The following is a 13,917-nucleotide window of genomic DNA, read 5'->3' on the forward strand; positions in this document are numbered from 1 at the left end:
CGGACGGTCAGTGGGGAGCATCCGGCCGGGAGGGGGCCGCTCCCCGGCCCTTGGGCAGCCAGGGCGGACGGCGCTCCTCGTAGGCGCTGATCGCGGCGTCGAGTCGCAGGGTGAGGTCGAGCAGGTCGTAACCGCCCACGAGCCTGTCGTGGGCGGCGTCGTCCAGGAAGAACGGCTCCGTGGTGATTCCCGCAGCGGCGCAGTGCACCGTGCGCTCGACCACGTTCACCGTGATCTCGGCCTCGGCGTCCTCGGTCGTCGCGCGCATCAGTGCCTCCGCGACGTCCGGAGCCACCTCGGCCGGGACCAGCCCGGCGTTGGGCATGTTGTTGCGGAAGATGTCGGCGAACCGGGAGGAGATGACGGCACCGAAGCCGTACTCGGCGAGGGCCCAGGGGGCGTGCTCACGTGACGAGCCGCAGCCGAAGTTCGGGCCGCCGACGAGAATGGTGGCGCCCCGCCGTTCGGGCTGGTTCAGGACGAACGCCGGGTCCTTGCGCCACTCCTCGAACAGCCCGTCCGCGTAACCGGTGCGGCTGGTCTGCTTCAGCCATATGGCGGGGATGATCTGGTCCGTGTCCACGTCGGCCCGGGGCAGCGGTACGGCCCGGCCGGTCAGTGTGCTCAGCGGTCGCATGCGGACCTCACCCTTGTGACGAGTCGGAGTAGGAAGCGGAGGCGGCCAGGTCGCCGGCGCCGGCGAGGTGGCCGAGCACCGCGGTGGCGGCGGCGGTCTCCGGGGAGACGAGGTGAGTTCGCGCGCCCGCGCCCTGGCGCCCCTCGAAGTTCCGGTTGGAGGTGGAGGCACTGCGCATCCCCGCGGGCACGGTGTCACCGTTGATGCCCACACACATGGAGCAGCCCGGGGATCGCCATTCGAAGCCGGCGTCGGTGAACACCCGGTCCAGGCCTTCCTCCTCGGCCTGCCGTTTGATCTGTGCCGAACCCGGTACGACCAGGGCCCGCACCGACGGTGCGACCTTGCGCCCGCGCAGTACGCGGGCCGCCGCCCGCAGATCCTCCAACCGGCTGTTGGTGCAGGAGCCGATGAACACGATGTCGATGCCGATGTCCCTGAGGGCGGTACCGGGTGTCAGATCCATGTAGCGCAGCGATCGTTCCGTCGAGTGGCGCTCGGCCTCGTCGTGGAAGTCGCACGGATCGGGGACGCGCCCGTCGATCGAGACGGTCTGGCCGGGGTTGGTGCCCCAGCTCACCTGGGGACCGATGTCCGATGCGTCGATCACCGCCTCGCGGTCGAAGGCGGCCCCGTCGTCGCTGCGCAGGGTCCGCCAGTCGTCGAGCGCGTGCTCCCACAGAGCGCCGCGCGGGGAGCGTTCCCGTCCTTCGAGATAGCGGTACGTGGTGTCGTCCGGGGCGATCAGTCCCGTGCGGGCTCCGGCCTCGACGGCCATGTTGCACACCGTCATCCGTCCCTCCATGGTGAGGGAGCGGACGGCCTCGCCGCGGAACTCGATGATGCTGCCGGTTCCCGCCCGGGTGCCGATCCGCGCGATGACCGCGAGTACGAGGTCCTTCGCGGTGACACCGGTACGCAGGGTCCCGTGGACCGTCACCGCCATGTTCCGCGGCTTGGCCGCGCGCAGCGTCTGGGTGGCCAGCACGTGCTCGACCTCGCTGGTGCCGATACCGAAGGCGATGGCTCCGAACGCACCGTGGGTGGCGGTGTGGCTGTCGCCGCAGACGATGGTCATCCCGGGCTGGGTGAGCCCCATCTGTGGACCGATGACGTGCACGATGCCCTGTCCCGGGGAGTTCATCGGGTGCAGTTCGATGCCGGCTTCACGGCAGTTGTCCATCTGGACCTGGAGTTGGCGTGCGCCCCGCAGGTCCCCGGCCGGCAGGTTGCCACCGGTGGTCGGGACGTCGTGGTCGGCGGTGGCGACCGCGAGGTCGGGGCGGCGGACGGAGCGCCCGGCCATTCGCAGCCCCTCGAACGCCTGGGGTGAGCTCACCTCGTGCAGCAGGTGCATGTCGATGTAGATGAGGTCGGACTCCCCGCGGTCGACGACATGCCGTTCCCAGATCTTGTCGGCCAGCGTGGTGGGGTGGTTCATGAGGGTTCCTCGGGGGTCTCGGGCGGGCCGGCTGTCTCGGGCGGCCGGGGGATCCGGGCGGTGCCGGTGTACGGGGCTGTCGCCGGGCTGCCGGGCAAGACGGGGGCGTCGGCCGCCATCGGTGCCGGGCCGGGTGTCCGGTCCAGCCCCAGTCGGGACACGAGGCCCTTGCGGTCGAGTTTCCCGTTGGGACCGAGGGGCAACGCGGTCACATGCACATACCGGTCGGGCAGCATGTGCTCGGGCAGCGCGCGCCGCGCGGTGGCCACCAGCTCTTTCCGGCGAAGCCTCAGGCCCGTGTAGGCGACCACCAGTTCCCGCTCGCCGTCCTCGGCGGCCAGGGCGAACGCCGCGGCGTCGTGCACACCGGAGTGCCGGCGCAGCACCGCCTCGACCTCCCCCGGTTCGATGCGGTGTCCACGGATCTTGACCTGGTCGTCGATCCTGCCGAGGTGCACCAGATCGGGGCCACGCCGACCGACCAAGTCGCCTGTGCGGTACCAGAGTTCGTCAGTGATGGGGCCGCTTGCGGGGACGCTGCGCATGCCGTGCTCGTCGACGGCGGCGAACTTGTCCCGGTTGTCCCGGGAGTCCAGGTAGCCGTGGAAGCGCTGCGGTCCCCGTACGAGGAGTTCACCCTCGTCCGACTCCCGTCCGTGCTCGTCGACCACCAGCGCCTCGAGACCCGGATTCGCTGCCCCGATGGGCACCGTTCCGTTCGCCGTCCCCGGCCACTGCTCCACCTCGGTCGGCAACTGATGGCTCAGGGAGGTGACCGTCAGCTCGGTGGGTCCGTAGAGATTGCCGACGACGCCGTTCGGTGCGGCGGCCCGCCATGCTCGGGCCTGATCGAGCGTCAGCTGTTCACCGGCGAAGAGACTGTGGCGCAGCGTGGGCATCGAGCCGGGTCGCAGCCGTCCGAGCCGCCGGGCGAAGCCGATCACCGACGGTACGGAGAACCAGTGGGTGAGCGCGTTCCGGGAGACGAACGCAGCCGGGTCGAGCAGGTCCTCCTTGCGTGGGACCACGAGGGTGGCACCGGACCCCCAGGCGACGAAGAGGTCGAAGACCGAGGGGTCGAAGGTGAGGTCGAAGGTCTGCGAGAGGCGGCTGCCGGGCCCGGCGCCGTACCGCTCGATGCACTGCGTCACATACGGGACGACATTGCCGTGGCGGATCGGCACTCCCTTGGGGCGGCCCGTGGATCCGGAGGTGAACAGGATGTAGGCCTGCGTGTGCGGGTCCGCGGGCGGTTCCGCGGGTTGCGGTACGGGCCCTTCGAGGACTCCGCGGGCAGCCGTTCCCGAGAGGTCGAGGACTTGCGGCGGGGTGTCTTCCGGACCGGCCTCCTCCTGGAGTGCGGCGGCGACGGGAGCCCCTGCGTCGTCCACCACGACCACGCCGGCACCGGCGGACGCGCACACCGATGCCGCACGCGACGCCGACTGGTGGCAGCTCAGCGGCAGAACGGTCACACCGAGCTGCTGGGCCGCCAGATAGACGGCGTAGGCGACGGGGCTGCGGGATGCGATCAGGGCGACCCTGCCGGGCGACCCGCCGCCCGCCGCGGTCAGCAGAGCCGAGCCGGCACGGCGGGCCGCCCGGTCGAGTTCGCGGTACGTGAGCCGGAGCCCCGCCACCTCGAGCGCGATGTGATCGGGATACCGCGCGACGGTGGCGGCGAACAACTGGGCGAGGGTTCGTGTCGGTGTCATCTCACGATCCGTCCGTTCCGGCCCCGGTCCGCACACTGGTCTCCCCGTCGGGCGCTTCGGCGGCAGCCGCCCGCTCGCGGTCGAGGGACGCCTGGATGCCCGAGAGCGGAAGCGCGGCGGACATGGACAGCACCGCGGCTCCCGCGATGACCGCCTGGACGGATCCCAGAGCGCCGAGCGAGTCGGTGAGCGCGGCGACAGCGGCGCCCCCGGTGAAGGCGCCGATGGGCACGATCCCCCACGCCAGGGTCCGGTACGCCGCGTGCATGGCGCTCTGTTCCTCGTCCCGCACACGCACCTGTCGTACGGACATAGAGTTGACGTTGTAGAGCGCCTGGAAGAATCCGGCGAAGGCACCCGATGCCGAGAGAACGAGCATCGCGGGCAGCGTCGGAGCCAGCAGCACACCGATGACACAGACCGGCTCGGCGACGGCGGTCCACGTCCTGACCCGGCCGGCTCCGACGCGGTCCGTGACGCGCGAGGCGATGAGGGCGCCGGCGACCGCCCCGAAGGCGGCCACCGACTGGGCGGCGCCGAAGGCGGCGACCGACATGTGCAGGCCCTGGTAGGCGAGGAGCGGATAGACGGTGAAGTAGATGGAACCGCCGGCATTCGCCATCAGGGTGCCCAGGGCACACCGGACCAGCACAGGGTCCTTGCGGATCACCCGCACCCCGAGCCCCAGCCGGGGCCACAGACGTTCCCCTCTGCTCGTACGGCCTCCGAAGGGCCGCATCGCGGTGAGTGTGCCCGCGGAGAACAGGAAGGTGCACGCGTCGATCAGCAGCGACCAGCTGCCCAGTGCGTGGTAGATGCCGCCCGCCAGGGCCGGTCCCGAGACCTCGCTGACGGTTCGGCTGGTCTCCAGCCGGGAGTTGGCGCGAACGACATCGCGCGTTTCGACCACGGCCGGGAGCGCCGCCGAACTCGCGATGTTGAAGAAGACCGTCGCCGCGCTGGCGATGACGACGCACACCATGAGCACCGCGAGCGACAGCCGGCCGAACCACACGGCGAACGGGATGGCGGCCAGGGCCACGACGCGTACGAGGTCGCAGAAGATGAGCAGTCTGCGCCGGTCCCAGCGGTCGGTCAGCGCCCCGGCGAGCAGGCCGAGCACGGGGGTCGCCGCGTACTGCGCGGTGGTGATCAGGCCGACCTCGAAAGCGGAGGCGCCGAGGGTGTAGACGGCGAGGGTGGGCAGGGCGACGACGGTGACACGGTCGCCGAGCAGACTGACCGAGGAACCCGCCCAGAGCAGTTGGAACTGCCGTCCCAGCGGTCGCCGGGCTGTGGGCTCCCTCGTCCTGGTGAGGAGATTCACGTCGCGGCAGCCTCGCGGATCACGGGCGGGATCTTGTTGGTGCGTTCGATTCTGGTCAGCTCCGGGACGTTCTCGACGCGGACGACCGAGGGATCCTGGCGCGCGATGACACCCAGGTCGTAGTTGTCCCGCAGGACGCGGTCGAGGACCGGGGCGGGGTCGGCGTCGCCGGTGTACCGGACGACAACGGTGCGCAGCGCACCGGCCTCCTCCTCGGAGGGGACGAGCACCAGCTGGGCATGGTCCACCCCGGTCTGCCGGGTGGTGGTCTCCAGCAGGTCACCCACCGAGAACAGGGCTCCGGCGAGCTTGAACGTGTCGTCGGCGCGGGAGGCGACACGCAGTCCGCGGGGCGCTCCGCAGCGACAGTCGGCGGCTACCAGACGGTCACCGAGGCGGTAGCGGACGGTGGGCACGGTCCAGCCTTCGCCGACGCGCGTCAGCACCGCTCCCTTGTCGTCGAGTTCGAGGACCTGATCGGGCAGCAGGTGGAGGACGGGGAGGTCGCACCCGGGACCGTTGGTGGCGATGATGTAGGTCTCCACCGATCCGTAGTTGCCCCAGAACTCGGCGTCGGGGAAGGCGGTGCGCACCGTCTTCGCCTTGTTCTCCGTCCAGCTCTCGGCAAGCCAGATGATCTTCTTGACCGGCAGGGTGAGCCCGGCGTCGAGCGCTCCGCTCGCGAAGTCGGCGAGGGCCGTGGGCGTGCCGGTGATGGCGTCGACGCCGATGTCGGCGAAGGTGTCGATCCAGTCGGGGGCCTCGTCGCGCGCGACGGGGCCGAAGGGGACGACCGAAGCGCCGCTGCGCTCGGCGAGACCTTCGATGTAGTAGTGCGATCCCCACATACGCCCGGGGGTGAACAGGTTGAGCAGGACGGATCCGGGGGCCAGCGGTCGCCACTGTGTGAGGACGTCGTCCAGACCCTGGTGGTGGGGCACAAAGGTGATCTTCGGCTTGCCCGTGGTGCCACCGCTGGACAGCACGATCCCGCCGCCTTCGGTGCGCGCCTGGTGTCTGCTGGCCGCGAGGATGTCCGCGGGTCCCGAGACGGCGAGCGACTCCAGGCCGTCCGCCGTGGGGGGCACCGCGGGGCCGCCCCGCTCCGCCCATCGCTCGGCGGACTTCAGCACGGCGTCCCAGGCAACGTTTCCGATGTTCATGGTGTGAGCTCTTTCTCGCCGGACGGGGGGTTCTTCCGGATCCGGTCGAGCAGAATCCGGTCGTGCCGTTCGGCGTAGTGGGAGTACCGCTTGCCCACGAACTCGAACACGTCCTCGTCGAGTCCGTCCTTGCGGCCGATGGCGCCGTCGATCTCCAGCTCCGAGAGCCACAGACCTCCGCCGGCCGTCTCCAGCAGGTCCACGCAGAAATAGCTGAGGCCGAGCTTCCCGTGGACGGCGTCCACGATGGCCTGAGCGCCCTCGGGCGGGGACTCCCGGCGTGCGAGCCGGCCGCCGCGGGAGACGTTGCACGCGTGCGCATCCTGTTGCGGCAGACGGTCGAGGACGTACTCGATGACGCCGTCGAGCGCGTACACCCGGACGTCGGAGACGACGTCGGGTATGGCCGGCTGGATGAGCAGCGCGGTTCTGCTGCCGGACGCGAGGCTGAGCACCGAGTCGAGGGTGGGCCGGTCCGTGCAGCGCACACAGCCCAGTCCGCAGCCCCAGGACAGGGGTTTGACGAAGACCGGGAACCAGTCGTCGGGCACCAGGCTGTGGTAGTCGAGGTGGCCCAGATCCCGGTCGGCGGTGAGCCGCACCGAGGGGATCACGGGCACATCGAGGCCGGAGAAGACCCGCTGGGTCGCGAACTTGTCGTTGAGGAGGATGCCGGCGTCGTGCGGGATGGCGGACCAGAAGCCCAGGGCCTCCAGCGAACGGACCGTCGACAGGCACGGCCACAGGTCGAGTTCGTGATGCGGCATGGTCGTGACGTCGCAGAGCACGATGTCCCGCTCGGGCTCCATACGCTCGCCGTCGAGGAAGGCGTCGTCGTCCCGCATCACGATGCGTTCGGGTGCCACGACGACGAAGTCCATGCCGACGCGCCGCGCGGCTTCCTGGTAGTCGCCCCAGTAGACGGTCTCGTGCCGGACGCCGAGCTGCGAGCTGCGATCGGGGAAGATGTTGACCAGGCGCTTCATACGGCGACCTGCTTTCCGGAGACGAAACGGGTCACCACGGCGCTGAACCTCTCGGGCTCCTCGACGAACGGCAGGTGTCCGCTGTTCTCGAAGACCTCGAGCTCCGATCCCGGCGGCGCCGTGTCGGCCAGCCAGTTGCCGACGAGTGTGGGCTGGACCTGGCTCCGGGCGCCGTGGATGAAGAGTGCGGGTACGGGCAGTTCGGCGATCTGGGACCGCCAGTCCTGGCCGAGGACGGACACCAGCAGCGATTGAAGGGCCCCCGTGGAGCACCCCGCCGACTCGTCGACGAGATCCGCCAGCAGTTCGGGCCTCGGCTGCGAGCCGGAGGCGAAACAACTGCGGACGAGGTAATCGCTGAAGGCGTGCGGATCGGCCCACAGGTCGCGCTGCATCTGCAGGGCGCCTTCGGTGTCGAGTGCTCCGAAGGCCGCGTGCTCCCAGTCCGGGGCGAGCAGCAGACGGGGGCTCATCTCGACGGAGACCAGTGCTTTGACCGCCTTCGCGCCGTACTGGTGCAGATAGGCGTAGGCGACAGCGGCGCCGAGTGACCAGCCGACGAGCGTGACCTCGCGCAGTTCCAGGTGCTCGATCAGCTCGTGGACGTCCTTGGCCGCGGTCGCGACCGAGGCTCCCTGAGGGGCTTGTCTCGACCGCCCGTGGCCCCGCAGGTCGAAGGTGACCACCTGGTGGTCGCGGGCGAGGGCGGGCACGACGTCGTCGAAGAAGCGGGAGGTGGCGGCCCATCCGTGGACCATCAGCAGCGCCGGGCCCGTTCCGGTGGTCCGGTAGTGGATACGTGCCCCGTCCTCGGTGCACAGCTCGGGCATCTCAGTCCTCCTGTGGGTGTGTCCCCGCCAGGGCGGGTGCGGTTCGGCCCGAAGGCTGCGGCGACGGCGCCCACCGCCGTCTGATCAGGGGTTTGTCGGCTTTGCCGACCACGGTGCGGGGGATGTCGTCGACGGCGATGACGGTGCCGGTGAGGGCGTCCTCGCGCAGCAGCGCCTCCACCTCGGCCGCCGCTCGCGCCGGGGAGGTGCCGGGCCGGGGCCGCAGCACGACGAGGACGTCCGCCCGGTAGTCGCCGGGGTGCAGCGCAAGGCTGACGGACTCGGCGACCGGGCAGCTCTCGGCGATGCGCGCGTCGAGGGTGGGTGCGGCGACGGGTCCCGAGGAGCCGGCCAGCATGTCGGTGACCCGGCCGAGGATGCGGTACGAGCCGTCGGTGCAGCGCAGCGCGACGTCACCGGTCCAGAACTCACCGCCCCTGAACGTGCTCGCGTTGGCCTCGTCGTCGTCGAGGTAGCCCTCGCTGGTGCAGTCGGATTCCAGTACCAGCGTTCCCAGACCGGCCGGCGCGTCGGCCGTCAGTGGGGCGAGCCGGGTCCCGACGCCCTCGACCGGGTACATGCCGTGGTCGCTCTGCACGACGTCGCGCATATTGCCGAGGCCCAGGCCGAACTCCGTGGATCCGTAGATCTGGCGGATGTGGACGCCCAGCACCTCCGCACTGTCCCTGAGGAGGGCCGGGCTTACGTACGCTCCCCCGCACAGGGGGCGGCGCAGCACGGAGAGGTCGGTGCCCGGTGCCGTGCGGGCTGCCTCGACGAGCTGTTCGTAGTGGCTGGGAAGAGCGCTCATCACGGTGGCACGGTGCCGCTCCAGCTGCCTGATGAGTACGCCGGCGGGAGCGGCCGGGTCGGCCAGCACCAGCTTCGCCCCGCTGATCAGCGCGGCGAACACATGCAGGTCGGTCGCGTGCGCCACGTCGAGGGTGTGGCGGCAGAAGAAGACGTCGCTGTCGGCGATCCCGATGTCGGCGACCCAGCGCCGGCGCTCCCGTACGAACGGCTGCTGCCGCCAGCTCACCAGCTTGGGCAGTTTGGTGGAACCCGAGGTCCACAGCATCCGGAAGGCGTGCGCCGGCGGGCCGTTCCGCTCGGCCTCCGCCCGCTCGAGCGCTCCGGGGTCGCCGCTCTCCAGTTCGGCGAGTTCGGCGTGCGGCAGGCTTCCGGTGTCGCCGTTCGGGTGGCGTGGACCGACCCAGAGCACGGGTCCGGCCATGGTCAGGGCTCGCTTCACCGCCGCGGCGTCGAAGCCGGCCATGACGGGCACGTAGCACGCGTCGAGGGCGGCGACGGCGAGGATGAAGGCGACATGGCCGGTGCCGTTGGGCAGTCCGGAACAGGCCACCACGTCTCCTGGCCGGACACCGCGCTCGTACAGCCCGCCCGCGATGCGCCGGCACTGCTCGACCAGCTCCCGGTAGGTGCGCCGCTCACCCGCGGTGGTCTCGACCGCGCAGGCATCGGGCCGCTCGGCCGCGACGGACCGGATCGCTTCGTACAGCGCCATCGGTCAGGCGGTCCAGCCGGCGTACGTGGCGAAGCGCCAGTCCTTGGCCAGGCAGTCGACCCGGGGGAATCCGGCGGCCTCCAGCCAGCCCAACTGGCTCTGCAGGTCGGCGCAGATGTCGAACTTCATCCGCTCCCGGCCGGCGGCCCACTCCTCCTCTGGCGCCTTCTCCCGGTGGACGTGCGCCTCGTGCTGCTGGTCGTACATCTCCTCCAGCGGCGTGTCGGCGCCCAGCACCTGCTCGACGTTGACGAAGATGCCACCCGGCCGCAGCACGTCGCGGATGCGGGCGAACAGCCGCTGCTTCTCCTCGTGTTCGAGGTGGTGGATGGCCAGGCCCGACACGACCGCGTCGAAGGGGCCTTCCGGCAACGGATCCACGAGGTCGCCGACCTGCACCGTCAGGTGCTGCTCCGAGGCGAACCTGCTGCGCGCCTGGGAGAGCATGAGCTCCGATCGGTCCACCAACGTCAGTTCGGCGTCCGGGAGTTCACTCAGAATGCGCGCGCTGAGAAGTCCGGTGCCCGCGCCGAGGTCGAGCACCCGGGGCCGCGGACCGGTGCTCATCGCGACCGCTCGCACCGCGGAGTCGTACAGCAGGTCGAACGAGGGGATCAGCTGCCGCCTGAGGGAGTCGAACGTCGTCGGATCCCAGAGGTCGTTGCCCTCGATGACGAATTTCTGGCTCATGGCTTCTCTTCTTCCATTCGGCGGCGGGCCGTTGAGCGGCCGGCCGGGTCCGCGGCCGGGCGGATCGTGACCGCGGGACTGACGGCGCCCTCCACCATCACGGGGGCAGGCGCCTTCGCGTAGGCCCAAGGGGTCCCGGCCGCGGGCACGTCTGGGCATCCGGATGGGCATCCGTGGCTGCCCCTTCGGGGCGGGGCGCCGCCCGGGAACCGGTCCGGTCGCCGCCGGTGGCGGCCACCCGGGGACGTCGTCACGGTCACGGCGTGGGCGTCCGATCGGGCACCGACTCGGGTGCGGGGGGTGCCCCACCGGCTCCTGACCGGGTCCGGCCGCGTGCCTAGCGTTCCCCCGTGAGAGCCGGATCCGGCTTTGCCAGGGCAGTGCAGGCCACGGTCGGAGTCCGGCGATGTCTCATACAGCGGCAATTCGCGTTCCACACAGGCGAGGAGCACACGTGACCCATCAGCAGAACGCGCCGGTCGTCGGCCGAGCCGAGCGTCCGAAGCCCCCTGGCGCGGCGCACTGGAACACGCAGCGCCCCAGCCCCATGCCCTTCCACCGCTACCGCCCCTTCTTCGAGCAGGTCGAGCGGATCGAACTGCCCGACCGCACCTGGCCGCAGACGGTGGTCGAGCGGGCTCCCCTGTGGTGCCCGGTCGACCTGAGGGACGGCAACCAGGCCCTGTCCGAGCCGATGTCCCCCGAGCGCAAACGCCGTATGTTCGATCTGCTGGTGCGTATGGGCTACAAGGAGATCGAAGTCGGTTTCCCCACGGCCAGCCAGGCGGACCTGGACTTCATCCGCTCCATCATCGAAGAGGACGCGATACCCGACGACGTACGCATCCAGGTCCTCTCGCCCTGCCGTCCCGAGCTCATCGACCGTACGTTCCAGTCGGTCGTCGGGGCGTCGAAGGTGACGATGCACATCTACAACCCGACCTCCGAGCTGCAGCGCCGGGTCGTGTTCCGGCAGAGTCGCGAAGAGGTCAGGAAACTCGCCACGTCCTCGGCCGAGCGGGTCGCCCTGCGGGCCGCGGAGTTACCCGACGTCGACTTCCGGCTGCAGTACTCGCCCGAGTCCTACACCGGCACCGAACTGTCCTTCGCGGCCGAGGTGTGCAACGCGGTCATGGACGTCTGGCAGCCCACCACGGACCGGCCGGCCACCGTGTGCCTGCCCGCCACCGTGGAGATGGCCACTCCCGGTGTGTATGCCGACTCCATCGAGTGGATGAGCCGGAATCTCTCCCGCCGCGAGGCGGTGATCCTCTCCCTGCACCCGCACAACGACCGGGGCACCGCGGTGGCCGCCGCCGAGCTCGGCCTCCAGGCCGGTGCCGACCGTGTCGAAGGCTGCCTGTTCGGCAACGGGGAGCGCACCGGGAACGTCTGCCTGGTGACGCTGGGGATGAACCTGTTCAGCAGCGGTGTGGATCCGCAGATCGACTTCTCCGACATCGACGAGGTACGCAGGACCCACGAGGCGTGCACCGGCCTGTCCGTCCACGAGCGGCACCCCTACGCGGGCGACCTGGTCTTCACCGCCTTCTCCGGCGGTCACCAGGACGCCATCAACAAGGGCCTGGACGCCCTGGCCACGGACGCGGAGCGGTCCGGTACCGCCGTGCGCGACACGCGGTGGCAGGTGCCGTATCTGCCCATCGACCCGCGCGACGTGGGCCGCACGTACCAGGCGATCGTGCGGCTGAACTCCCAGTCGGGCAAGGGCGGTGTGGCCTATGTGATGCGGGCCGAGCACTCCCTGGCCCTCCCGCCCGGCCTGCAGCGTGACTTCTCGCAGCTGGTGCAGGCGTACACGGACGCCGACGGCGGCGAGGTGGAACCGGGGCAGTTGCTGCGGCTCTTCACCGAGGCGTACCTGTCTGCGTCCGGCCCCCTGGAACTGCTCGGCCACGCACGCACCACGGACAGCGGCACGGGCGCCGCGTACCACTTCACCACGCGCGTCGACGGCAACGACAAGGATCTCACCGGGCAGGGCGCCACCCGTCTGGACGCGTTCGCCGATGCCCTAACGGACATAGGTGTGCGGCTGCGGGTCGTGAACCCGGCCGAGCACCCCCTGCCGCATCCCGGCGGTGTCAGGACCGCCGTCTATCTGGAGGCGGATGTCACCACCGAAACGGACGGGCGGGAACGCACCGTCCGCGTCTGGGGCGCCGGCATCGCCCGCGACGAAGCCACGGCCACCCTCGAAGCAGCGGTCTCGGCGGTCAACCGCGCCCACCGCCGCTGAAAGGAAGCCCGTGCACAGCAGCATCACCGCCGCGTACCTCGCGGGGTACGAGGAGGCCTCGCGTGATACCGGCGGCGCCGGTGTCCTTCCTCTCACCGGTGCCCAGCGCCGCTTCCTCCTCGTCCAGCGGCTCGACCCGCGGGGGCGGCCCGATGTGGTGCCCCTGTTCTACGCGTTCCCCCGCGGGGTGGTCGACGTGACGCGGCTGCGCGGCGCGGCCGAGTACGTCAGTGCCGCCCACCCGGTGCTGCGCAGCGGACCGCTCACCGTGCGGGGCGTCCCCGTACGGGCCCTTCGGGATCCCGGGGCGACCGTACGACGCATCGTCCCGGATCCCGGTGAGGACGCCGCCGCGGCGCTGAGCCGCACTCTGTTCGGCTGGGAGGCCGAAGGCCCGCCGCTGCGGCTGTTCCTCGTCGCGGACGGCGAGAGGGACGTCCTCGCGCTGGCCCTGGAACACGCGGCGTGCGACGAGCAGTCACTGGGCAGCGTCGTCCACGACCTCACCGTGGCCTACCGCGAGCGCCTCGGCGCGAACGACGTCGGTGAGCGGCGGCGCACACAGGACACCGAGGCGTACCGTGAGTCCGTTCACGCCCAGCTGGTCGCGGAGGTCAGGGCCTCCTCACCGGCCATGCTGGCGCACTGGGCCGGACGGCTGCGCGGGATACGTCCCCGGCTCCCGGCCGACCGCGCACCGGCCCGCGCCGGAGGCTACGGCGTCCTGCGGAGCGAGGTGCCGGTGGGCACCGGCGCCCGGAGCGGAGCCTTCCCCGCACTGCTCTCGGCGGTCTCCGACGCCGCGGGCCTCCTGTACGGCGGCACGGGAACGGACCCTGTACTCGGCTACCCCTGGGGCGGACGGCCCGCGGCGGCGTCCTCCGTCGTCGGCTCGTTCCTGAACACCGTCGTATTCCCCGTGCCGGCCACCGGCGGGCCCGACCAGGTGACCGAGACCTGGTGGGACGACCTCGACCACGCCGACACGCCGTTCGACGAGGTCGTACGCCAGGCCCGTACGGTCGGCACGCCCTGGTCGGGGGAGCTCGACGGCACGCTGGTTCTCGAGGATCTGAGCCGGCGCCCGCCGCTCGAGCTGGGCGGAGCCGCCGGGCACGAGGTGCATGTGGACGGCCGTCCCCCGCGCGCGCCCTTCGCGGTCTCCGCCTCCTACGGCACCGGGCTTCTGCTGGTCCGTCTGGTCTGGGACCGCTCGGTCTTCGACGGCGCGGCAGCGGAGCCGGCCTTCGACCGTCTGGTCGCGGTGCTCGGGGAGCGGCTGGCCGGCGCGCCGGCCGCCGCCGGGACTCCCGCCTCCTCCCCCACTCGCTGAACGCGCCGGG

Annotated in this window: 11 protein-coding genes; 2 read left to right on the forward strand and 9 right to left on the reverse strand. The window is 71.0% G+C overall.

Features of this window, described 5'->3' with window-relative positions; all coding sequences use genetic code 11:
- Positions 1-7 precede the first annotated feature (7 nt).
- The 9 genes from leuD to ACTWOL_RS01205 are packed head-to-tail and all read right to left on the reverse strand — an operon-like array spanning position 8 to position 10,314.
- Complete coding sequence (gene leuD, locus ACTWOL_RS01165) at positions 8-637, reverse strand: 3-isopropylmalate dehydratase small subunit (protein WP_474293340.1); 630 nt, start codon at positions 635-637, stop codon at positions 8-10.
- A 7-nt stretch (positions 638-644) separates the two neighbouring features.
- Positions 645-2,078 (reverse strand): 3-isopropylmalate dehydratase large subunit, encoded by a 1,434-nt coding sequence (leuC, locus tag ACTWOL_RS01170; RefSeq protein ID WP_474293342.1) that lies wholly within the window; start codon positions 2,076-2,078, stop codon positions 645-647.
- Positions 2,075-3,793 carry an AMP-binding protein gene (locus tag ACTWOL_RS01175; protein WP_474293344.1) on the reverse strand — a complete coding sequence of 573 codons (1,719 nt, stop codon included), beginning with the start codon at positions 3,791-3,793 and terminating at the stop codon, positions 2,075-2,077. Before ACTWOL_RS01175 ends, leuC begins: the two co-directional genes overlap by 4 nt.
- 1 nt (position 3,794) lies before the next feature.
- Positions 3,795-5,120: an MFS transporter gene (locus ACTWOL_RS01180; RefSeq protein WP_474293346.1), complete on the reverse strand. Its 1,326-nt coding sequence runs from the start codon at positions 5,118-5,120 to the stop codon at positions 3,795-3,797.
- Positions 5,117-6,283 carry an AMP-binding protein gene (locus ACTWOL_RS01185; protein ID WP_474293349.1) on the reverse strand — a complete coding sequence of 389 codons (1,167 nt, stop codon included), beginning with the start codon at positions 6,281-6,283 and terminating at the stop codon, positions 5,117-5,119. The genes ACTWOL_RS01180 and ACTWOL_RS01185 overlap by 4 nt, the downstream gene beginning before the upstream one ends.
- Positions 6,280-7,269, reverse strand: a complete 990-nt coding sequence (locus ACTWOL_RS01190) for an ATP-grasp domain-containing protein (protein ID WP_474293351.1) — start codon at positions 7,267-7,269, stop codon at positions 6,280-6,282. The genes ACTWOL_RS01185 and ACTWOL_RS01190 overlap by 4 nt, the downstream gene beginning before the upstream one ends.
- Complete coding sequence (locus ACTWOL_RS01195) at positions 7,266-8,099, reverse strand: alpha/beta fold hydrolase (protein WP_474293353.1); 834 nt, start codon at positions 8,097-8,099, stop codon at positions 7,266-7,268. The genes ACTWOL_RS01190 and ACTWOL_RS01195 overlap by 4 nt, the downstream gene beginning before the upstream one ends.
- Position 8,100: 1 nt before the next feature.
- On the reverse strand, positions 8,101-9,624 hold the full coding sequence (locus tag ACTWOL_RS01200; protein WP_474293354.1) for a class I adenylate-forming enzyme family protein: 1,524 nt from the start codon (positions 9,622-9,624) through the stop codon (positions 8,101-8,103).
- A 3-nt stretch (positions 9,625-9,627) separates the two neighbouring features.
- Positions 9,628-10,314 (reverse strand): class I SAM-dependent methyltransferase, encoded by a 687-nt coding sequence (locus ACTWOL_RS01205; protein WP_474293356.1) that lies wholly within the window; start codon positions 10,312-10,314, stop codon positions 9,628-9,630.
- Between the two features lie 547 nt (positions 10,315-10,861).
- On the opposite strand from ACTWOL_RS01205, the gene leuA reads away from it, so the two are divergent.
- Positions 10,862-12,574 (forward strand): 2-isopropylmalate synthase, encoded by a 1,713-nt coding sequence (gene leuA, locus ACTWOL_RS01210; protein WP_474301071.1) that lies wholly within the window; start codon positions 10,862-10,864, stop codon positions 12,572-12,574.
- Positions 12,575-12,584: 10 nt separating this feature from the next.
- On the forward strand, positions 12,585-13,907 hold the full coding sequence (locus ACTWOL_RS01215) for a condensation domain-containing protein (protein ID WP_474293358.1): 1,323 nt from the start codon (positions 12,585-12,587) through the stop codon (positions 13,905-13,907).
- The last annotated feature ends 10 nt before the right edge of the window (positions 13,908-13,917 follow it).

It is taken from the genome of Micromonospora sp. IBHARD003, from assembly GCF_056106285.1.